This window comes from Microbacterium sp. RG1 (assembly GCF_005347485.1).
In the GTDB taxonomy this organism is placed as follows: Bacteria; Actinomycetota; Actinomycetes; order Actinomycetales; family Microbacteriaceae; genus Microbacterium; species Microbacterium binotii_A.
In genome coordinates this window covers 1,690,375-1,710,410 of the sequence record NZ_CP034121.1, presented here as the reverse complement: position 1 = coordinate 1,710,410, position 20,036 = coordinate 1,690,375, and the positions used below count along the sequence as shown (strand labels likewise).

Below are 20,036 nucleotides of genomic sequence, written 5' to 3'. Positions count from 1 at the left end.
GACCCCGTCCTCACCCACGAACGGGAGACGCCGTGACCACCTGGGAGTACCTCACCACTCCGCTGTTGATCCACAACACCGCCGCCATCTTGAACAACTGGGGCAAGCAGGGCTGGGAACTCGTCCAGGTCGTGCAGGGCCCCGAGGGCGGTCTCGTCGCATACTTCAAGCGTCCGGTCGGCTCGGATGCGGCCGCCAATGCAGGCCTCGGTGCGGCACAGGCCGCCGCGCGCCAGTTCGAAGGAGAGAACGCATGAGTACGGTGTCCGAGCGACTCGCGGAACTGGGGATCGATCTGCCTGAGGTCGTGCCGCCCGTTGCGTCCTACATCCCCGCGAAGGCCTTCGGCGACCTCGTGCACACCGCCGGCCAGCTGCCGTTCGTGGCGGGACAGCTCCCCGCGACGGGCAAGGTCGGCGAGGGCGAGGGTCTGGTTGCGCCGGAGGATGCCGCGACGTACGCGCGTCAGTCCGCGCTCAACGCGGTGGCCGCGGCCGCAGCCGCCGTCGGCGGTGTCGACCGCCTGACGGGTGTGCTCAAGGTCACCGGTTTCGTCTCTTCCGTGCCGGAGTTCACCGGACAGCCCGGTGTGATCAACGGAGCCAGCAACGTGCTCGCCGAGATCTTCGGCGAGTCCGGACGTCACGCCCGCTCCGCCGTGGGCGTGCCCGTGCTCCCGCTCGACAGCCCCGTCGAGGTCGAGGTCGTCTTCACCGTCGCCTGAGGCGGCACCACGAAAGAGCCCCGCGCCCCCCAAAGGTCGCGGGGCTCTTTCGCGTGTTCACCCGGTCAGTCGCACGCCGAGGATGTGCTCCGGCGTTCCGCAGCTTCGCGACGACGCTATTGGTGCGGCCGCGTCGTATCCCGGTCGGCGGACGTTCCCAGACGATCCCGGACGGTCCGGTCGTCCGTTTGTCGCGCCACGAGGGGTGCGCCAGAATGAGCGTCTGGGAAATACGGGGGTCAGGATGAAGGACGACGGCGTCGGTCGTGTCTCAGGGATCGGATCCTTGATCTCCGTGGCGGAGGATCTCCAACAACTGCGTCACGAGGCCGGGGGTGTGAGCTACGCGGAGATCGCGACGCGAGTCACGAGCTTGAGGGCGGATCGTTCCGGTCGTTCGTCGGTCGCCGTGTCGCGCTCGACGGTGTACGACGCCTTCCGTCCCGGACGCACCCGACTCGACGCCGATCTCGTCGTCGACATCGTGCGGAGTCTCGGAGTCGACGACGCGGATGCGGAGAGCTGGCGCGACCGATGCATCGCAGCCAAGCCCGCCGCGCCGCGGCCGTCGTCGCGTGCGGGGACGGCATCCGGCGCCGAGGCGCCGCCGGTGAGCGCGGCATCCGTGCTCCGTTTCGACTCGCCTCGTGCCGCCGGGCGACGCGTCGCCCTCACCGTCGGCGTCATGATCGGAGCCGTCCTCCTCAATGTGGCGGGTGGCCGCGTCGTGCTCTGGCTCGATCTGCCGCTCTACCTGGACATGGCCGGCACCGCCGTCGTGGCGTTGGCTCTCGGGCCGTGGTACGCGGTCGCGACGGCCATCGTCACTCAGCTCGGCGGTGTGCTCGTCAATGAGAGCACCCTGGGCCTTCCGTTCACGCCGGTCGCGGTGGTCGGAGCGCTCCTGTGGGGCTACGGCGTTCACCGATGGAGATGGGGACGCTCCCTGTCGCGGTTCCTGCTGCTCAGCGTGGTCGTCGCCGTCGCCTGCACGATCGTCGCCGCCCCGATCACGGAACTCGTGTACGGCGGCTTCAGCGCTCATGTCGCCGGAAACTCCCTGACGGCCCGGTTCCGCGACGCGGGCCTGGTGCTCCCGATCGCGATCGCGACCGCGAATCTCATCACCTCGCTGCTGGACAAGCTGATCGCGAGCTTCGTGGCGCTCTCGCTGGCTTCCAGCATCCGGCGCTGGATCACGAAAGATCGGACGCCGTCGCCGAATCTTCCGCCGATGGCGCTGTTCTCCGCCGAGCGCCCCTCGACGTCTTTGCGCGTCGGCGTCGCGGCGCGCCGGGCACCCGTTCTGTGAGCGCCGTCGTGCTCGTGCTCTCGGGCGGCGAGCTCATCTACACGCCGCCGGGCTACGTGCCCTGAACTCCATCGCGAACGACCGAGCCCCGCACCCTCGAGGGATGCGGGGCTCGATCGTTCGCTGCTACTTCGTGGAGAGCTTGGCCTGGATGGTGGACATCACCATCGTGTCGGCGAGGGTCGTCGTGTCGCCGACCTCGCGCCCCTCGGCGACGTCGCGGAGCAGACGCCGCATGATCTTGCCGCTTCGGGTCTTGGGCAGCTCGGTGACGATGTAGACGTCACGCGGGCGGGCGATCGGGCCGATCTGCTCACCGACCCAGGCGCGCAGGGTCTGGGCGAGGCCCTCGGGGGAGTGCTGGCGCAGGTAGCTCTCCTTGATGATCACGAACGACACCACGGCCTGGCCCGTGGTCTCGTCGCTGGCGCCCACGACGGCGGCCTCGGCGACCGCTTCGTTGCCCACGAGCGCCGACTCGATCTCCGCCGTGGACAGGCGGTGTCCGGAGACGTTCATCACGTCGTCGACGCGGCCCAGCAGCCAGATGTCGCCGTCCTCGTCGCGGCGGGCGCCGTCGCCGGCGAAGTAGTAGCCACGGTCGGCGAACTTCTCCCAGTACGTCTCGACGAAGCGGTCGGGGTCGCCCCAGATGCCCCGCAGCATGCTGGGCCACGGCTCGGTGACCACGAGCAGTCCGCCGGCGTCGTTGCCGACCTCCTCGCCCGACTCGTCGACGACGTCGACAGAGATCCCGGGAAGCGGGACCTGCGCCGATCCGGGCTTGGTCTCGGTGACGCCGGGCAGGGCCGAGATCATGATGGCGCCCGTCTCGGTCTGCCACCAGGTGTCCACGATCGGCGTGCGCTCGGCGCCGATCACGTTGCGGTACCACATCCACGCCTCAGGGTTGATGGGTTCGCCGACGGAGCCGAGCAGCCGCAGCGACGAGAGGTCGAACTCCTGCGGCACCTGGCGTCCGATCTTCATGAACGACCGGATGGCGGTGGGCGCGGTGTAGAGGATCGTGACCCCGTACTTCTCGACGATCTCCCACCAGCGGCCGGGATGCGGGGTGTCGGGGGTGCCCTCGTAGATCACCTGCGTGGCGCCGTTCGCGAGTGGACCGTAGGTGACGTAGCTGTGGCCGGTGATCCAGCCGATGTCGGCCGTGCACCAGTACACATCGCGCTCGGGGTGCAGATCGAACACGTTGCGGTGCGTGTAGGCCGCTTGCGTGAGGTAGCCGCCGGACGTGTGCAGGATGCCCTTGGGCTTCCCGGTGGTGCCGGAGGTGTACAGGATGAACAGCGGGTTCTCGGCGCCGAACGGCTTCGCCTCGTGCTCGGCGGATGCGGCTGCCACCGCGTCATGCCACCAGATGTCGCGCCCGGCCGTCCAGTCCACGTCGTTGCCGCCGCGGCGCACGACGAGCACGTGCTCGACCGTCTCCTGCACGCCCGACCCCCGGTCGGCGAGGGCCTGGTCGACGGCGGGCTTCAGGGGCGAGACCTTCCCCTTGCGATAGCCGCCGTCCGCCGTGATCACGAGCTTCGCGCCGGCGTCGTCGATGCGTGCGCGAAGGCTGTCCGCGGAGAATCCTCCGAAGACGACCGAGTGGATGGCGCCGACCCGCGCCACCGCGAGCATCGCGGCGACCGCCTCGGGGATCATCGGCAGGTAGAGCGCCACGCGGTCACCCTCGCCGATGCCGAGCTCCGTCAGCACATTGGCGGTGCGCTTGACCTCCTCGGTCAACTCCGCGTAGGTGACGCGGCGCTCGTCGCCGGGCTCACCCTCCCACAGCAGAGCGACGCGGTCGCCGTTGCCCGCAAGCACGTGGCGGTCGAGGCAGTTGTAGGCGACGTTGAGTTCGCCGTCGCCGAACCACCGGGCGAAGGGAGGGCTCGACCAGTCGAGCACCTCGGAGAACGGCGTGTGCCAGTGGAGTTCGCGTGCCTGCTCGGCCCAGAAGCCTTCTCGGTCGGATGCCGCCCGTTCGTAGAGCTCGGCGGTGGCGACTGCGTTCGCGGCGAACTCGGCGCTGGGGGAGAAACGACGGGTCTCGTTCAGCAGGTGGTCGATCTGGCTGCTCATGGCTCGCTCCTTTGCGCGCTGTTCGGGATGACGTGCGGGACGTCTCGCACATCATGACCTGCTCCGGTCGGAGGCGGATACCTCCATTAGAAGGTGGGTGGCGGCGACCGATATATCAATCGGATTGGTCCGGCATGCCGTTTGGCCGCCGGTGTGAGGTTGCGTATGCTCGTGTGCGCCCGCCCTCGCGGCGGGGAGTACGGCCCTCATCACCCCCAATTTGCGGGGCTGTGCTCGGCGGCATCCCAACCCCCCAATGGGATGCCGCCTTTTCTTTTGCCCGCGTGGGGGTTCGCCTCCGGCCGCAACGCCGCCCCGCTCGCATCTCCCCAGCGGTCCCGGGGTCGCGGTTCTTCAACCGTGCCTCGTCGGACGCGGCGTCGGCGGCGGGCATGCGCCTAGCGTCGTCGTCATGCCCCAGCCCTTCGTCGTCGCTCCGCGTGGCGCGCCCGCCCCCGGCGGCCCGGCGACGCCGGAGGCGGAAGCGCCGCAAGCGACACTCGGCGCTCTGCCCGTCGCCGCGTGGGATCCGGTGCGGGTGCATCTGGGCGACCCCGAGGTCACCGACATCTTCATCAACGGCGAGCATGGCCTGTTCGTGGACCGCGGCCGCGGCGCCGAGCAGGTGCCACACTGGCACGCGGCGGAGAGCGAGGTGCGCGAGATCGCGACGGGTCTCATCGCACGGGGCGGTCGGCACATCGACGATGCCACCCCCTGTGTGGACGTGCGCCTCGACGGAGGCGTGCGGGTGCACGCGGTGCTTCCTCCCGTCAGCGCGGACGGCACGACGATCTCGATCCGTGTTCCGCGGCGGCAGCTCGGCTCCCTGGCCGCCCTGCGCGAGGCGGGCATGCTCGACGTCCGCGGCGAACACGCGCTGCAGCGGCTCGTCGACGCCCGCGAGAACCTGCTGGTGACGGGAGCGGCCGGCAGCGGCAAGACGACCCTCCTGGCGGCGCTTCTCTCGTCCGCGCCCGAGCGCGAGCGGATCGTGACGATCGAGGATGTGGCGGAACTCCGCATCCGTCACCCGCACCACGTGCGCCTCGAGGCGCGTCAGGCGAACCTCGAGGGCGCGGGCGGCATCGATCTCGCCCGCCTGGTGCGCGAGGCGCTGCGGATGCGGCCGGACCGGCTCGTGGTGGGCGAGTGCCGCGGCGCCGAAGTGCGCGAGCTGTTGACGGCGTTGAACACCGGGCACGACGGGGGAGCCGGCACGCTCCACGCCAACGGCATCGACGATGTGCCGGCGCGATTGGAAGCGCTGGGCGCGCTCGCCGGCCTCGACGACGCCGCGCTCGCCCGCCAGGTGGTCAGCGCGATCGGTGTCGTGATCCACGTCGCCCGTGACGGCGGCGGCATGCGGCATGTGGCGGGCATCGCGCGTCCGGTCCTGCTCGACGGGCGGCTCGGGATGGAGCCGCTCCCATGGGGCTGATCGCATCGCGCCGGCCCGGTCCCGACGGCGTGGGGGACGCCGCCCAGCGTCTGTCGGTGCTGCTGCGCACGGGCATCTCACCGGCGTCGGCCTGGGCGTTCCTGGCTGCGACGGGGGACGCGGATGCGGTCGCCATCCATGCGGCGCACAACGGCGGAGAGGCCATCCCCGCTGCCATCGCGGCCCGAGGCGATCGGTGGCGTCCGCTGGCCGCGACCTGGCGGGTGGCCACCGCCGTCGGCGCTCCGCTCGCCGAGAGCCTCCGGGCCGTCGCCGCCGCGGTGCGCGACGCGCAGGAGTGTCGCGATGAGGTGCGTGTCGCCCTCGCGGAGCCCGCGGCCACCGCGCGACTCATGGCCTGGCTGCCGCTCGTGTCCATCGGCCTCGGCGTCGCGCTGGGCTTCGACACGATCGGCGTGCTCACGGGCAGCCCGATCGGCATCGGATGCCTCATCTCGGGCATCGCCCTGATGATCGTGGCTCGCGTGTGGACCGGTGCGCTCACCCGCCGCGCGACACCGCCGCCCGCGATGCCGGGCCTGCACGCCGAGCTCGTCGCGATCGCGCTCTCCGGCGGCGTGTCGATCGAGCGTGCCCGAGCTCTGGCCGACCCCGAGGTCGAGACCGCCGACGAGGGGATCGACGGGCTGCTGGAGCTCTCGCGCTCCGCCGGCGTCCCCGCCGTCGAGCTCCTCCGCGCCGGAGCGTCCCTCGCGCGCCACCGCGCCCGCACGGACGGTCGGATGCGGGCGGCCGGACTCGGCGCCGCGCTCCTGCTGCCGCTGGGCGTCTGCATCCTTCCCGCCTTCGTGCTGCTGGGGGTCGCGCCGATGCTCATGAGCGTGCTCGGCGCCTCCGCACTCCCGCTGTGACCGCGTGCCCACCCGCCGGTGCCCATCAGAGAGGAGCAACACATGACACCCACCGCCAGAGCCCACAGCCGCCTTCCCGATCTCACCCGCCGCCGTGCAGCAGAGCTGTTCGGCGACGACTCCGGAGCGGCGACGGCCGAGTACGCGATCGCGACGATGGCCGCCGTCGCCTTCGCTGGACTCCTCGTCGTCATCATGAGATCCGATGAGGTGCGGGGGATCCTCGAGGACCTCGTGCGCCGCGCTCTCACGGTCGAATGAGATCCCGGCTCGGCGATCGCGGCTCGGCCGCGGCGGAGTTCGCGGTCGCCGTGCCGGCGGTGCTGCTCGTGCTGATCCTCGGCATCGGCGGGCTCGCCACCGCATCCGCTCAGGTACGCCTGCAGGACGCCGTCGCGGATGCGGCGCGGCTCGCGGCACGGGGCGAGGACGCCGCGCGGGCGCTCGCCGCACTCACCCGCGCCGTCCCGGGTGCGACGGGCACGATCGGAGACGAAGGCGACCTCGTGTGCGTCACGGCGTCGGCCCCCGCGCCGCTGCCGGTCATCACGCTCCGTGCGCGCTCGTGCGCCCTCTCGGGCGGGCGCTGATGCCCGGCACGGCGGCGACGGTGGGCGTGATCGGTGCGCTCGCGGTCCTCGTCGCGGGCCTCAGCGTGGTCGGTGCGGCGAGCGTGCACGCGCAGCGCCTGTCGGCCGCGACGGATGCGGCGGCGCTCGCCGCGGCGGACGCCGCATCCGGCGCCGTGACGGGAGTTCCGTGCGAGCGCGCCGCCCAGCTGGCGGCCACCGCATCCGCGGAGGTCGTATCCTGCGAGGTGGAGGGTCTCATCGCGACCGTGCGTCTCAGCAGCGCCTTCGGTCCGTTCCTCGCCCAGGCCGCAGCCCGCGCGGGTCCCGCGCCAGAGCCGCGCGACGACGGGTGAACCGGCCCTCCAGCCGACCACCGACCCGAGGTGTGTATGGTGACAGCGACGAAAGGACCACCGTTGGCAAAGGGTTCTCAGACCACGACGAAGAGCGGCAAGACGCTCGTGATCGTCGAGTCGCCGACCAAGATGACCTCGATCCAGGGCTACCTGGGTGATGACTACGAGGTGCTCAGCTCCGTGGGGCACATCCGCGATCTCGCGAGCAAGAAGGACATTCCGGCCGAGAAGAAGGCCGCGTACGGCAAGTACTCGATCGACGTCGACAACGGCTTCGACCCCTTCTACGTGGTCAACGACCGCAAGACCAAGACTGTCGCCGAGCTCAAGCGGGCGGTGAAGGATGCGAGCGAGGTCCTGCTCGCCACCGATGAAGACCGCGAAGGCGAAGCCATCGCGTGGCACCTGCTCGAGGTGCTCAAGCCCAAGGTCCCCGTCAAGCGCATGGTGTTCCACGAGATCACCAAGGACGCCATCCGCGCCGCCGCCGAGAACACGCGCGAGCTCGATCTGGCCCTTGTGGACGCGCAGGAGACCCGTCGAGTGCTCGACCGCCTCTACGGCTGGGACGTCTCGCCCGTGCTGTGGCGCAAGGTCGGAAGCGGCCGCGAAGGAGCCGCGCTGAGTGCCGGTCGCGTGCAGTCCGCGGCCACCCGTCTCGTCGTCGACCGGGAGCGCGAGCGCATGTCGTTCGTCTCGGCGAGCTACTGGGACATCGAGACGCTCGCCGTCAAGGGCGACCAGTCGTTCACCGCGCGCCTGGCCCGCCTCGACGGCGCACCGCTCGCGCGCGGCACGGACTTCGACGACAAGGGCCAACTGAAGAAGGCCGTCGTCGTCCTCACCGAAGAGGACGTGCGCGCGCTGGCCGCGGCCATCGAGAGCGTCGGCACGGCACAGGTCTCCGCGCTCGAATCGAAGCCGGGAACTCGCAGCCCTCGCGCGCCGTTCACGACCTCGACGCTGCAGCAGGAGGCCGGCCGCAAGCTCTCGATGAGCGCGAAGCACACGATGAGTGTCGCCCAGCGTCTCTACGAGAAGGGGTACATCACCTATATGCGCACCGACTCGACCTCGCTCTCGAAGCAGGCGATCGAGGCGGCGCGCGAGCAGGCCGTGACCCTCTACGGCGACCGCGCCGTGCCCGCCAACCCGCGCGTGTACGCGAGCAAGAGCAAGAACGCGCAGGAGGCACACGAGGCCATCCGTCCCTCTGGCGAGCACTTCCGCACGCCCGCATCCGTCGCCTCCCACCTCGATCGCGACGAGCAGCGTGTGTACGACCTGATCTGGAAGCGCACGGTCGCGAGCCAGATGGCCGACGCCAAGTACGACACCACCACCGTCACGCTCGCGCTGACGGCAGACAAGAAGGCGCTCGAGTTCACCGCATCCGGCACCGTCTACACCTTCAAGGGCTTCCTGGAGGCGTACGAGGAGGGCCGCGATGAGAAGCGCGCCGACGCCGACAAGGCCGACGACCAGTCGCTGCCCGCCCTGAGCGTCGGCGACGAGCTGGCCACGCGCGAAGTGGAGCCCAAGGGGCACTCGACGTCGCCGAAGCCGCGCTACACCGAAGCGAGTCTCGTGAAGGCGCTGGAGGAGAAGGGCATCGGTCGTCCCTCCACGTTCGCCAGCATCATCGACGTGATCCTCGACCGCGGCTACGTCTCCAAGCGCGGTCAGGCCCTCGTGCCCAGCTGGCTCGCCTTCAGCGTCGTGCGTCTGCTCGAACAGCACTTCTCCGACCTGGTCGACTACGACTTCACGGCGGCGCTCGAGGACGACCTCGACGCGATCGCCCGCGGCGAGCAGCGACGCGAGCAGTGGCTGCGGGAGTTCTACTTCGGTTCCGAGAACCACGTCGGACTCCGTCACATCGTCGACAACCTCGGCGACATCGACGCGCGCGAGCTCAACGCCACTCGGATCACCGACACCGCGACGCTCCGCTTCGGCAAGTACGGACCGTACCTCGAGGTGGTCGATCCGGCGGATCCCGAGGCCAAGCCCCGCATCATCAACATCCCCGACGAGCTGGCGCCCGACGAGCTGACCGCCGAGAAGGCGCAGGAACTCGTCGACGCTCCGATCGCCGGCGACCGCGTGCTGGGCGAGAACCCCGACAACGGCAAGCTCATCGTCGTCAAGGACGGCCGTTTCGGCCCCTACGTCCAGGAAGTCGATCCCGTCGATCCGGATGCGGTGGACGAGGCGACCGGTGAGGTCGCCGAAGCGCCCAAGAGGCGCGGCGCGAAGAAGGAAGCCGCGCCCAAGCCCCGCACCGCCTCGCTCTTCAAGAGCATGTCGGTCGACACCGTCGATCTCGACACGGCGCTCAAGCTGCTCGAGCTGCCGCGCGTCGTGGGCGTGGACCCCGCGACCGAGGAGGAGATCACCGCTCAGAACGGCCGTTACGGTCCGTACCTGAAGAAGGGCACCGACTCGCGTTCGCTCGACTCCGAGCAGCAGATCTTCGACATCACCATCGAGGAGGCACTCGAGCTCTATGCACAGCCCAAGTACGGCGCCAGGCGCGCATCCAGCGCTCTGAAGGAGTTCGACGCCGACCCGGTCAGCGGCAAGCCGATCAAGATCAAGGACGGCCGCTTCGGTGCCTACGTCACCGACGGTGAGACGAACGCCACCATTCCGCGCGGCGAGACGGTCGACGACGTCGACTTCGAGCGGGCGAAGCAGCTGCTCGCCGACAAGCGCGCCAAGGGACCTGCACCCAAGCGCACCTCGGCGCGCAAGACGACCACCCGCAAGACACCCGCGAAGAAGTGACCGCCGCGACGCCGTCGGGTCTGTGGATCACCTTCGAGGGTGGTGACGGCTCGGGAAAGACCACACAGGCGGGCCTGCTCGAGCAGTGGCTGCGCGAGTCCGGCCGCACGGTCGTGCGGACTCGGGAGCCCGGGGGAACCGAGGTCGGTGTCCTGGTGCGTGACATCGTCCTGCATCACCGGGGCGAGGTCGCGGCGCGGGCCGAGGCGCTGCTCTACGCGGCGGATCGCGCCCAGCACGTCGAGACGCTCGTGCGGCCCGCCCTGGCTCGCGGCGAGATCGTCGTGCAGGACCGCTACCTCGACTCGTCCGTCGCGTACCAGGGCGCCGGACGCGTGTTGGATGCGGGGGAGATCCGCCAGCTGTCGCTCTGGGCCACCGGAGGCGCGCTGCCGGATGTGACCGTGCTGCTGGATCTCGACCCGGCATCCGCACGCTCCCGCCTCGATGCCGCCGACAAGCCGTTCGACCGCCTCGAGGCGGAGAAGGACGAGTTCCACACCAGGGTGCGAGCCGCCTTCTTGGACCTCGCCGCGGGTGAGCCGCAGCGTTTCCTGGTGATCGATGCGACCGCGGGTGTCGAGGAGATCGCCGCCGTCATCCGCGATCGCGTCGCAAGCCTGCTGCCTCCTGTGGACGCTGACGGGAGCGTCGACGGCCGCGGATAGGCTGGGCGCATGCACACCGCCACGTCCTCTCTCGCCTGGGAAGACGTGTGGGGGCAGGACGCCGCGGTGCAGCTGCTGCAAGCGGCCGCCTCCGATCCTGCGCAGCTCACGCATGCGTGGCTGATCACGGGCCCTCCCGGTTCGGGCCGCTCGACGCTGGCCTACGGGTTCGCAGCGGCCCTCATCGCCGAGCCCGGTGATGAGGCGGCCGTGCGCCAGGTGCTCGCTCGCACCCATCCAGACCTCACCGCGCTGCGTACGGAGCAGGTCGTCATCCGCATCGAGGAGGCGCGCCAGCTCGTCGAGCGCGCGTACTACTCGCCCTCGCTGGGCCGCTATCGCGTGATCGTTGTCGAAGACGCCGACCGCATGGCCGAGCGCACCTCGAACGTGCTGCTCAAGGCGCTCGAAGAGCCGCCGGAGCGCACGATCTGGGTGCTCTGCGCGCCGAGCGACGCCGATCTGCTGCCCACCATCCGCTCTCGTGTGCGCACGGTCCGCTTGCGCGAGCCGGATGTGTCCGACGTCGCTCGTCTGATCACCCAGCGCACCGGGGTCGACGCGGAGGTCGCCGAGCAGGCCGCGCGGCATGCGCAGCGCCACATCGGCATGGCGCAGCGCCTGGCGACGGATGACGACGCGCGCCGGCGGCGCGACGAGACGCTGCGCAGCGCACTCGCCGTGCGCGGCGTCGGAGACGCGGTGGACGCAGCCGCCCGCATCGTGCAGGTCGCCACCGACGACGCGAAGGCCCTCACCGTCGAGCGAGACGAGGCCGAACGGGCATCACTCCTGCGAACCGTCGGCCTCGCCGAGGGTGCCGCGGTGCCACCCGCGGTCCGATCGCAGCTCAATGCGCTGGCCGACGAGCAGAAGCGGCGCGCGACGCGCAGCCTCCGCGACGGCATCGACCGCGTCCTCACCGACCTGCAGTCGCTGTTCCGCGACGTGGTGATGGTGCAGTTCGGCCGCACCGACGGCCTCATCAACACCGAATTGTCCGACGACCTGCATGCCCTTGCGGCGGCATGGGAGCCGGCTCGCACCCTTCTCGTCCTCGACGAGATCGCCCTGACCCGACGGAACCTCGAGCGCAATGCGGCCCCCGCGTTGGCGCTCGAGAGCCTGCTGGTCGCCGTCGCCACCGGAAGGAGCGCGTCATGAGCGCCGCCCCCCGCATCCGTCGCCTGATCGCCGTGACAGGCGTCGTCGTCACCCTCGCCGCCCTCGCCGGGTGCGCGTTCAAGGTCGACGTCGCGCCCTCGCCGACCCGCAGCGCAGAGCCCGACACGACCGGCATCTCCGAGGAGCTGCTGCCGTTCTACGGGCAGGAGCTCGCGTGGAACGCGTGCGGCACCGGCCTCGACTGCACCACGGTTACGGCCCCCCTCGACTGGAACAACCCGTCGGCCGGCGAGATCGACCTCGCCGTCGTGCGTCATCTCGCCACCGATGGAGAGCCCCTCGGCTCGCTGCTGACGAACCCCGGCGGCCCCGGCGCGAGCGGTGTCGCACTCATCCGCGATTCGCTCTCGTTCGCGGTCGGCGACGCTCTCCAGAGCGACTACGACGTCATCGGGTTCGACCCGCGCGGCGTCGGCGAGTCGAGCGCGGTGCGCTGCTTCGACGCCCCGGACATGGACCGCTATCTGTTCGACATCCCCACGGGCACCCGCGGGTCCGCGGAGTGGAACAGTCAGCTCGAGGCGCGCAACGCGACGTTCGCCCAGGCGTGCGAGGCGAACAGCGACGGCATCCTGCAGTTCATCACGACCGAGCAGTCCGCACGCGACATGGACCTGCTGCGCGGCGTGCTGGGTGACGAGAAGCTCAACTACCTCGGCTACTCCTACGGCACGTTCCTGGGCGCGACGTACGCGCAGCTCTTCCCGGAGCGTGTCGGCCGCCTCGTCCTCGACGGCGCGATCGATCCCGAAACCTCCCAGCTGGATGTGTCGACGACGCAGGGCATCGGATTCGAATCGGCGCTGCGTGCCTACATGGCCTCGTGCCTCCAGGGTTCCGACTGCCCCTTCACCGGCACGGTCGACGACGGCATGTCGGATCTCAGCACGCTGCTCGCGAGTGCCGATCGCAATCCGCTCGTCAACGCGGACGGCCGCCGTATGGGCGCCGACTCGATGATGACCGCGATCGTCGCCGCGCTCTACTCGCAGGACAGCTGGTCGTATCTGACCACGGCGCTGTCGGACGCGTTGCAGGGCGATCCGTCGGTCGCGTTCCAGCTCGCCGATTTTTACTACAACCGCAGCGGTGGCGCTTACAGCGACAACTCCACCGAGGCCTTCATCGCCTACAACTGCATGGACTACCCGGACGATGCCACGCCGGAGCAGGAGGCCGCGTCGAAGGCTCTGCTCGCGGAGCGCGCGCCGACCGTCGCGCCGTACTGGTCCAGCGACGTCGACTCGTGCGCCTCGTGGCCCTTCCCGCCGAGCGGCGAGCGTAAGGCGCTGACCGCTCAGGGCGCCGCGCCGATCGTGGTCATCGGCACGACGAACGACCCCGCCACTCCCTACGACTGGTCGGTGGCACTGGCCGATCAGCTCGCTTCCGGCGTGCTGATCACGCGGGTCGGCGAGGGTCACACCGGCTACAACAAGGGCAACACCTGCGTCGACGACGCAGTGGAGGCGTACTTCGTCGACGGCACGGTGCCCCAGGACGGCCTGCGCTGCGAGTGAGCGCCTCCCGAGCGTTCGCGGCCGCCCGTTCGAGCATGTAAGATCGTTGCTTGTGCATCGCGGAAGCGACGCGCGCCGCCTTAGCTCAGACGGCAGAGCGATTCACTCGTAATGAATAGGTCAAGGGTTCGATTCCCTTAGGCGGCTCAGCACGAGAAGAGGGGTCCCGGAAGGGGCCCCTCTTCTGTTTTCCCGGCCTCCGCATCTGCGCGCCCGCAGCATTCGCCCGGGATGGCGGAGCGGGCGGGAGGGGGTGGGATGATCGGATGGTGGGTCACACCGTCGACGTGCTGCTGGAGACGTTCACCTGGGTCGGCTTCCTCGGCGCGGTGGCCGTCGGCGTCGTCTGGCTGATCCTGCTGCTGGTCGACGGCACGTGGACCCCCGCGAACGCGGTGATCGAACCGGGCGAGAACGGACGCGTCGCGCACTGGTTCACCGCGGAGGGCGGGGTGGGGCGCGCCGTGCTCAGCGACGCCGACGAGGCTCATCTTGCAGGCGCGGACGAGGCGGCCATCTACTACCGGCCGGGTGCGGACGACCGGATGCGGTTCGTCGCGCGATCTCCGCTCGTACGGCTGACCGGATGGTTCACGGTGGGGTTCCTCGCCGTCGGCGTCCTCGCGCTCGTTCTGTCCCTCGTGAGCATGTTCGCGTCCTGAGAAGCAAGCAGAAGAAACAAGTGGCGCGAAGGCTATATAGCTAGATAAGCTAGCGACATGGCCGCATCCTCGACGTCGACCCGACCCTCCCGCTGGCTCCGGGTGGGTATCCCCGCGCTGCTCGTGCTCGTCTGGCTCGTCGTGGGCTCGATCGGTGGCCCGTACTTCGGCAAGGTCGACGAGGTCTCCACCAACGACCAGTCGACGTTCCTGCCGCAGAGCGCGGCCTCCACGCAGGTCAACGAGAGGCTTCCTGACTTCCTCGCCGGTGACAGCATCCCGGCCGTCGTGGTGTTCTCGGCGGACCAGAAGCTCAGCGACGAGCAGCTCGCCGGGCTGCAGACGGTTGCCGACGACATCGCGCAGACGCCCGGAGTCCTCGACGGCATCTCGCCGCCGATCGTGTCCGACGACGGTCTCGCCGCCCAGATCTTCGTGCCCATCGACGCCTCGGGCGAGGTGCCCGAGGCTGTCGAGGCGGTCCGCGACGTCGTCGCCTCACAGGCGCCGTCGGGCGTCGAAGGATGGGTGACCGGCCCCGCCGGATTCACGGCGGACCTCGTCGAGGGGTTTCTCGGCATCGACGGGCTGCTGCTCGGCGTCGCGCTCATCGCCGTCTTCGTGATCCTCGTCATCGTCTACCGATCCCCGCTGCTGCCGGTGCTCGTGCTGCTCACGAGCGTGTTCGCGCTGTGCGTGGCCCTGCTGACCGTGTGGTGGCTCGCCAAAGCCGGGATCTTCGTGCTGAACGGCCAGGTGCAGGGCATCCTGTTCATCCTCGTCATCGGCGCCGCCACCGACTACGCGCTCCTTTTCGTGGCGAGATACCGCGAGGCGGTGGCCGAGGGGCAGAAGAGGTGGCCGGCGACCGTACAGGCCTGGCGCGGCGCGTTCGAGCCCATCCTCGCCTCCGGGGGAACCGTCATCGCGGGACTGCTCTGCCTGCTGCTCTCGGACCTCGCCAGCAACCGTGCGCTCGGACCGATCGCGGCCATCGGCATCGCGTTCGCGATGCTCTCCGCACTCACCTTCCTGCCCGCGCTGCTCGCGCTCTTCGGCCGCGCCGCTTTCTGGCCCTTCATTCCGAAGCACCCCGCCGCGGTGCCGTCTGACGACCCGAACGCCCCCGTGTCGGGCCTCTGGCCGCGGGTGGCGCGATTCGTCACGCGGCGTGCTCGTCCGGTGTGGACCATCAGCACCGTCGTCCTGCTCGTGGGAGCCGCGGGCATCACGCAGCTCAAGGCCGACGGCGTGCCCTCCAGCGACCTCGTGCTCGGGTACTCGCAGGCGCGTGACGGCCAGGACGTGCTCGCGGAGCACTTCCCGGCCGGCTCCGGCAGCCCGGTCTACGTCGTGGTCTCCGAAACGGATGCGGCCGCCGCCGTCACCGCCACGTCGGACGCCGAAGGCATCGACAGCGTGGCGATCGCCGCCGCGGACTCGCCGACGGGTCAGGCGTCGGTCACCGTCTCGCAAGGCGCGCTCGAGCTCGCCGCGGTCGGCCCTCCCGGCACCCCCGCGCCCTCGGCCACCACCGTCGACGGCGACGTGCTGCTGATCGCGACGCTCGCGGATGCGGCCGACTCCGCCGCGGCCGACGACGCCGTCGTGGCGCTGCGAGACACCCTCGACAGCGATCTCGGAGAAGGCGCGGCGCTGGTGGGCGGCCAGACCGCCATCGACGTCGACACGAACGCCACCTCGATCCGTGACCGCACGGTCATCATCCCGGTCATCCTCGCCGTCGTCTTCGTCATCCTCATGCTGCTGCTGCGATCGATCCTCGCGCCGGTGCTGCTGATCGCGAGCACCGTGATCTCGTTCGGCACCGCGATGGGGGTGAGCGCGCTCGTGTTCAACCACGTGTTCGACTTCCCCGGCGCAGACCCCGCGGTGCCGCTCTACGGCTTCGTCTTCCTCGTCGCGCTCGGCATCGACTACAACATCTTCCTCATGTCGCGCGTGCGGGAGGAGTCGCTTCGCCACGGCACGCGCGCGGGCATCGTGCGCGGCCTCGTGTCGACCGGAGGCGTCATCACCTCGGCCGGCCTCGTGCTCGCGGCGACGTTCGCCGCCCTCGGTGTCATTCCGATCCTGTTCCTGGCGCAGTTGGCGTTCATCGTCGCGTTCGGCGTGCTGCTGGACACCTTCGTCGTCCGTTCGCTTCTGGTGCCCGCACTCGCCTCCGATATCGGGCGCGCGGTGTGGTGGCCCTCCAAGCTGTGGCGTGCAGGGCCGGAGACGAAGGATGCGGCGCCGATGACGCGCGCCGAGTACCGGCGTACGCTCGGAGCATGACCAAGGCGCTGTTCATCGTCGACGTCCAGAACGACTTCACCGAGCACGGTGCGCTCGGTGTGGCAGGGGGTGACGCGGTCGCCGAGCGGATCTCCGCGTACCTCGCGGAGCACGCGGGCGACTACGGCCTCATCGTGGCATCCCGGGACTGGCACGATGCCGAGGGCGACAACGGCGGGCACTTCGCCGCGGAGCCCGACTTCATCGACACGTGGCCGCCGCACTGCGTGGCGGGAACCTTCGGCGCGGAGTACGACGAGGTGTTCGACACGTCCGCTGTGACGCATCATCTCAAGAAGGGGCGCGGAGAGCCCGCGTACTCGCTCTTCGAGGGGCGCACCGACGACGGACGCACGGCGACCGAGCTGCTTGCGGAGCACGGGATCCTCGACATCGACGTGGTGGGTCTCGCGACCGACTACTGCGTGCGCGCCTCGGCCCTGGATGCCATCGCCGCAGGCCGGCATGTGCGCGTGTTCACCGACCTCGTCGCCGGCGTGCACGCCGAGTCGAGTGAGAAGGCCCTCGCCGAGATCGCGCACGCCGGCGCAGAGGTGACCGTGTCGCGCTGAGCGCGCACGGAGATCACGAGATCCAGAGCACGACGCCGGTCATCCCGGTCAGCACGGCCGCGACGCCCGCGCGGATGGCGTCGTCGCAGCGCTCGGGGGTGAACGACGCCTCGTCGAAGTGCGTGGCCGACCCCAGGCCCTCGCCACGGAATCCCGCACCGGTCCAGTCGACGGCAGTGACGTTCTCGGTGGGCTCGGCCAGTTCCGCGCCGAGCACGAGGAACGCGATGTCGAGGTGGTTCGGCGTCACCATGGCCATCGCGTCGATGAGGTCCTCACCGGCCGCGACCACGAGCTCGGGGTTCAGATCCATTGCGTGCACGATGCCCGAGATCGCGTCGTCGTCCGCATCCACGGTTCTCAGGTCGACGTCCTCGTCGGCCGCCCATGCCGTCACGGCGTCCCGCAGCGCCTGGGTTGTGGCGTCGTCGCCGGAGGTGAGGAGCACGACGCGGTAGCCGGGCGCGGGATGCACGTCGTCCCACGACCCGCTGCGCGGATCGACCGTGGCCTCCGGTGTCGGTTCGATCTCGGGGGCGAAACCCGGCGCGGGCGATCCCACCACGCCGATCGTGTCGCGCGGAACGTTCCAGTCCGTGCTCGCGCATCCGGTCAGAGCGAGGGCGAGCGCGAGGCCGGTCGCGCCGAGGACGAGGGATGCGGGGCGGTGCGGCACAGAGAGTCCTTGCAGAAGTGGGAGGGGCGACACCAGGATGCCGGTCGCGGTGACCGCCGCCGTGCTCTCGAGCCCCGGTTCGCGCATTGTTCTCCGGATCTGCCGCCGGCGTTCACCGGCCGAGCGCACCGGCGGGTCACTCCGTGATCCTCATCTGTTCTCCCGACGGCCGATTCGTATGCCATCGATCGTTCACTCCCAGGAAAGTTCGGCGGGCCAGTCTGCGTGCAGGCGCCGGCATCCGTGCGCCTTCCTGGTTGACCCACATCCACTTCCTCTCCAGAAACGGAAGACACATGCTCCTTGCAGCACCCTCGCGGCCCACGGGTCGCGCGGCCCTGTGGGCCTCGGCGGCGGCGGTCGGCGCCGCGCTGATGCTCAGCGGCGCCCTCGTCGCCCCCGCGGCGCACGCCGACGACCCGGCGGGCTACACCGGCATCGTGCTGGGCGTCGCCTCCAACGAGACGCAGCGCACGGTGTCCTGGTACACCTCGGCCGACACGTCGCAGGTCGTGCAGTTGGCCCCCACCTCGGCCGTGGTGAACGGTCAGTTCGTGGCCTCCGTGACCACCTTCGCCGCCACCGGAGCGGCCAACGTCTCGACCACGGGATACAACCGCCACGCGGTCCTGTCGGGGCTGCAGGAGAACACGCAGTACTCGTACCGCGTGGGATCCGACGGCAACTGGTCGCCGACCTACTCGTTCAAGACGCAGTCCTTCGAGGGCGACTTCGACTTCCTGTTCTTCGGCGACCCCCAGATCGGGTCGTCGGGCAACGTCGCGAAGGACGGCGCCGGCTGGGCCGACACCATGAACGTCGCGCTGACGGCCAACCCGAACGCGGAGCTGCTGGTCTCCGGCGGCGACCAGGTCGAGACGGCCAACACCGAGCCGCAGTGGGACGCGTTCCTCGCTCCCGACCAGCTGCGCCAGTACCCGTGGGCCGCGACGATCGGTAACCACGACGTCGGCGGCAAGGCGTACGAGCAGCACTTCTACACGCCCAACACCGACTATTCCTCGGCGTACTACAAGGACCCGGCCAACAAGGCGACCACGTCCGGCGGCGACTACTGGTACATCTACAAGGACGTGCTGTTCATCGATCTGAACAGCAACAGCTACAACTCGGCGAACGGCGGCGGTGACGCGGCCCACGTGCAGTACGTCACGGATGTGGTGAACCAGCACGGCGCCGACGCCAAGTACACCGTGCTCGTGTACCACCACTCGATCTACTCCGCCGCCGACCACGCGAAGGACGCCGACAACAAGGTGCGCCGCGTGGACTTCCCGACGACGTTCTCCAAGCTCGGCGTGGATCTCGTCCTCCAGGGCCACGACCACGTCTACACCCGCAGCTACGAGATCAAGAATGGCGAGAAGGCCAACCCGGACGAGCAGCCCGGTCAGAACGATGTCTTCGTCGGCGAGGGCGGCGTCATCTACATGACGGCGAACTCGGCATCGGGGTCGAAGTACTACGACATCACGGCGCCCGACAACAGCGGCACCACGGGAGCGGGCAACGGCCCCGACCCGCTGAAGCCGAGCGACTACTGGTACAACTCGGTGCAGAACCAGGAGCACGTGCGCAGCTACGTCAAGGTGCAGGTGCGCGCCGACCAGCTCGTGGTCGAGGGCATCCGTTCGGGCACCTGCGACGCTCCCAACGCCGCGGTGGAGCAGGGCAAGGTCAGCTGGTGCGGAACGCCCGGTTCGAGCACGGCGGTCGACGGCGTCGGGTCCCTGATCGACTCGGTCACCATCCACCCCTTCCACGGCGACGGTCAGGACATCCAGGTCGACGTTCCCAACCAGGCTCCCGGCGAGTTCGGCTGGACGATCGATGGACAGAACGGTCTCGTCGACCTCGGTACCGCCGAGGAGAAGGGCGACCACTTCGAGGCGACGGGCGAGATCAACCCGATCAGCGTCACCGACACGCGCTCTTCGCTGGCGCCGTGGTCGCTCACCTCGGTGCTCGGGGACTTCAAGGACGGCGACAAGACGTTCTCCGGCCGCTACCTCGGCTGGACGCCGAAGGTCGTCACCGACGGAGCCGGGGCCACCGCCGGTGCATCCGTCGCCTCGGGTTACGACACCGGTGACGGTCTGGCGGTCAGTCGCGTGCTCGGCTCTGCCGCGCAGGGACACACGAAGGGGTCGGCGCTGCTCGGTGCGGCGCTCGATCTCAAGCTCCCGACCGAGACGGCCAAGGGCAGCTACCGCGCGACCCTGACCCTCACCGCGCTCGCCGGCTGACGCCTGCGCACCCTCCGTCCGTGG

General features: G+C 69.9%; 18 protein-coding genes and 1 tRNA gene. 17 read left to right on the top strand and 2 right to left on the bottom strand.

The features are described 5' to 3' along the window. The first annotated feature begins 32 nt into the window (after nucleotides 1–32). The 3 genes from EHF32_RS08280 to EHF32_RS08270 all read left to right on the top strand — a co-directional run bounded on the left by EHF32_RS08280 (nucleotide 33) and on the right by EHF32_RS08270 (nucleotide 2,036). Nucleotides 33–257 (top strand): hypothetical protein, encoded by a 225-nt coding sequence (locus EHF32_RS08280; RefSeq protein ID WP_137417732.1) that lies wholly within the window; start codon nucleotides 33–35, stop codon nucleotides 255–257. Beyond that, nucleotides 254–724, top strand: coding sequence for a RidA family protein (locus tag EHF32_RS08275; protein WP_137417731.1), 471 nt, complete (start codon nucleotides 254–256; stop codon nucleotides 722–724). Before EHF32_RS08280 ends, EHF32_RS08275 begins: the two co-directional genes overlap by 4 nt. Before the next feature lie 244 nt (nucleotides 725–968). Next, on the top strand, nucleotides 969–2,036 hold the full coding sequence (locus EHF32_RS08270; RefSeq protein ID WP_137417730.1) for an ECF transporter S component: 1,068 nt from the start codon (nucleotides 969–971) through the stop codon (nucleotides 2,034–2,036). Between the two features lie 126 nt (nucleotides 2,037–2,162). Here the strand turns inward: EHF32_RS08270 and acs are convergent, their stop codons facing one another. Beyond that, nucleotides 2,163–4,133 (bottom strand): acetate--CoA ligase, encoded by a 1,971-nt coding sequence (gene acs, locus EHF32_RS08265; RefSeq protein ID WP_137417729.1) that lies wholly within the window; start codon nucleotides 4,131–4,133, stop codon nucleotides 2,163–2,165. Nucleotides 4,134–4,545: 412 nt separating this feature from the next. Here acs and EHF32_RS08260 point away from each other — a divergent pair, with 412 nt between their 5' ends. The 13 genes from EHF32_RS08260 (at nucleotide 4,546) to EHF32_RS08200 (ending at nucleotide 17,069) form a co-directional block, all read left to right on the top strand. After that, nucleotides 4,546–5,574, top strand: a complete 1,029-nt coding sequence (locus EHF32_RS08260) for a TadA family conjugal transfer-associated ATPase (RefSeq protein WP_137417728.1) — start codon at nucleotides 4,546–4,548, stop codon at nucleotides 5,572–5,574. Next, nucleotides 5,565–6,446 (top strand): type II secretion system F family protein, encoded by an 882-nt coding sequence (locus EHF32_RS08255; RefSeq protein WP_137417727.1) that lies wholly within the window; start codon nucleotides 5,565–5,567, stop codon nucleotides 6,444–6,446. Before EHF32_RS08260 ends, EHF32_RS08255 begins: the two co-directional genes overlap by 10 nt. A 42-nt stretch (nucleotides 6,447–6,488) precedes the next feature. After that, on the top strand, nucleotides 6,489–6,707 hold the full coding sequence (locus EHF32_RS08250) for a DUF4244 domain-containing protein (protein ID WP_137417726.1): 219 nt from the start codon (nucleotides 6,489–6,491) through the stop codon (nucleotides 6,705–6,707). Continuing rightward, a complete protein-coding gene (locus tag EHF32_RS08245) occupies nucleotides 6,704–7,036 on the top strand; it encodes a TadE family type IV pilus minor pilin (protein WP_137417725.1) in 333 nt (110 codons plus the stop codon). The genes EHF32_RS08250 and EHF32_RS08245 overlap by 4 nt, the downstream gene beginning before the upstream one ends. After that, nucleotides 7,036–7,371 carry a helicase gene (locus EHF32_RS08240; protein WP_137417724.1) on the top strand — a complete coding sequence of 112 codons (336 nt, stop codon included), beginning with the start codon at nucleotides 7,036–7,038 and terminating at the stop codon, nucleotides 7,369–7,371. The genes EHF32_RS08245 and EHF32_RS08240 overlap by 1 nt, the downstream gene beginning before the upstream one ends. A gap of 132 nt (nucleotides 7,372–7,503) precedes the next feature. Then, nucleotides 7,504–10,164, top strand: a complete 2,661-nt coding sequence (gene topA, locus EHF32_RS08235; protein ID WP_238343841.1) for a type I DNA topoisomerase — start codon at nucleotides 7,504–7,506, stop codon at nucleotides 10,162–10,164. Then, nucleotides 10,161–10,832 carry a dTMP kinase gene (gene tmk / locus EHF32_RS08230; protein ID WP_137417722.1) on the top strand — a complete coding sequence of 224 codons (672 nt, stop codon included), beginning with the start codon at nucleotides 10,161–10,163 and terminating at the stop codon, nucleotides 10,830–10,832. The genes topA and tmk overlap by 4 nt, the downstream gene beginning before the upstream one ends. Nucleotides 10,833–10,841: 9 nt before the next feature. Next, the gene (locus EHF32_RS08225; RefSeq protein ID WP_137417721.1) at nucleotides 10,842–11,996 is read left to right on the top strand and encodes a DNA polymerase III subunit delta'; all 1,155 of its coding nucleotides are present in this window, start codon (nucleotides 10,842–10,844) and stop codon (nucleotides 11,994–11,996) included. Then, nucleotides 11,993–13,537 (top strand): alpha/beta hydrolase, encoded by a 1,545-nt coding sequence (locus tag EHF32_RS08220; protein WP_137417720.1) that lies wholly within the window; start codon nucleotides 11,993–11,995, stop codon nucleotides 13,535–13,537. The genes EHF32_RS08225 and EHF32_RS08220 overlap by 4 nt, the downstream gene beginning before the upstream one ends. A 74-nt stretch (nucleotides 13,538–13,611) precedes the next feature. After that, nucleotides 13,612–13,684: transfer RNA gene (locus tag EHF32_RS08215), tRNA-Thr, on the top strand. Between the two features lie 119 nt (nucleotides 13,685–13,803). Further along, complete coding sequence (locus tag EHF32_RS08210; RefSeq protein WP_137417719.1) at nucleotides 13,804–14,199, top strand: hypothetical protein; 396 nt, start codon at nucleotides 13,804–13,806, stop codon at nucleotides 14,197–14,199. A gap of 57 nt (nucleotides 14,200–14,256) precedes the next feature. Continuing rightward, the gene (locus EHF32_RS08205) at nucleotides 14,257–16,497 is read left to right on the top strand and encodes an MMPL family transporter (protein WP_137417718.1); all 2,241 of its coding nucleotides are present in this window, start codon (nucleotides 14,257–14,259) and stop codon (nucleotides 16,495–16,497) included. Further along, complete coding sequence (locus EHF32_RS08200; protein ID WP_137417717.1) at nucleotides 16,494–17,069, top strand: isochorismatase family protein; 576 nt, start codon at nucleotides 16,494–16,496, stop codon at nucleotides 17,067–17,069. Before EHF32_RS08205 ends, EHF32_RS08200 begins: the two co-directional genes overlap by 4 nt. Nucleotides 17,070–17,082: 13 nt before the next feature. Here the strand turns inward: EHF32_RS08200 and EHF32_RS08195 are convergent, their stop codons facing one another. After that, nucleotides 17,083–17,832 carry a hypothetical protein gene (locus tag EHF32_RS08195; RefSeq protein WP_238343662.1) on the bottom strand — a complete coding sequence of 250 codons (750 nt, stop codon included), beginning with the start codon at nucleotides 17,830–17,832 and terminating at the stop codon, nucleotides 17,083–17,085. A gap of 209 nt (nucleotides 17,833–18,041) precedes the next feature. Here EHF32_RS08195 and EHF32_RS08190 point away from each other — a divergent pair, with 209 nt between their 5' ends. Continuing rightward, nucleotides 18,042–20,012: a purple acid phosphatase family protein gene (locus tag EHF32_RS08190; protein WP_137417716.1), complete on the top strand. Its 1,971-nt coding sequence runs from the start codon at nucleotides 18,042–18,044 to the stop codon at nucleotides 20,010–20,012. Nucleotides 20,013–20,036 lie beyond the last annotated feature (24 nt).

Coding starts and splice junctions, on each gene's coding strand:
- EHF32_RS08270 (WP_137417730.1), top strand. CDS start 969: ATGAAGGACGACGGCGTCGGTCGTGTCTCAGGGATCGGATCCTTGATC.
- EHF32_RS08220 (WP_137417720.1), top strand. CDS start 11,993: ATGAGCGCCGCCCCCCGCATCCGTCGCCTGATCGCCGTGACAGGCGTC.
- EHF32_RS08200 (WP_137417717.1), top strand. CDS start 16,494: ATGACCAAGGCGCTGTTCATCGTCGACGTCCAGAACGACTTCACCGAG.
- EHF32_RS08255 (WP_137417727.1), top strand. CDS start 5,565: ATGGGGCTGATCGCATCGCGCCGGCCCGGTCCCGACGGCGTGGGGGAC.
- EHF32_RS08205 (WP_137417718.1), top strand. CDS start 14,257: ATGGCCGCATCCTCGACGTCGACCCGACCCTCCCGCTGGCTCCGGGTG.
- EHF32_RS08250 (WP_137417726.1), top strand. CDS start 6,489: ATGACACCCACCGCCAGAGCCCACAGCCGCCTTCCCGATCTCACCCGC.
- acs (WP_137417729.1), bottom strand. CDS start 4,133: ATGAGCAGCCAGATCGACCACCTGCTGAACGAGACCCGTCGTTTCTCC.
- EHF32_RS08260 (WP_137417728.1), top strand. CDS start 4,546: ATGCCCCAGCCCTTCGTCGTCGCTCCGCGTGGCGCGCCCGCCCCCGGC.
- EHF32_RS08195 (WP_238343662.1), bottom strand. CDS start 17,832: ATGCGCGAACCGGGGCTCGAGAGCACGGCGGCGGTCACCGCGACCGGC.
- EHF32_RS08275 (WP_137417731.1), top strand. CDS start 254: ATGAGTACGGTGTCCGAGCGACTCGCGGAACTGGGGATCGATCTGCCT.
- EHF32_RS08190 (WP_137417716.1), top strand. CDS start 18,042: ATGCTCCTTGCAGCACCCTCGCGGCCCACGGGTCGCGCGGCCCTGTGG.
- EHF32_RS08240 (WP_137417724.1), top strand. CDS start 7,036: ATGCCCGGCACGGCGGCGACGGTGGGCGTGATCGGTGCGCTCGCGGTC.
- EHF32_RS08225 (WP_137417721.1), top strand. CDS start 10,842: ATGCACACCGCCACGTCCTCTCTCGCCTGGGAAGACGTGTGGGGGCAG.
- EHF32_RS08245 (WP_137417725.1), top strand. CDS start 6,704: ATGAGATCCCGGCTCGGCGATCGCGGCTCGGCCGCGGCGGAGTTCGCG.
- topA (WP_238343841.1), top strand. CDS start 7,504: ATGACCTCGATCCAGGGCTACCTGGGTGATGACTACGAGGTGCTCAGC.
- EHF32_RS08210 (WP_137417719.1), top strand. CDS start 13,804: ATGGTGGGTCACACCGTCGACGTGCTGCTGGAGACGTTCACCTGGGTC.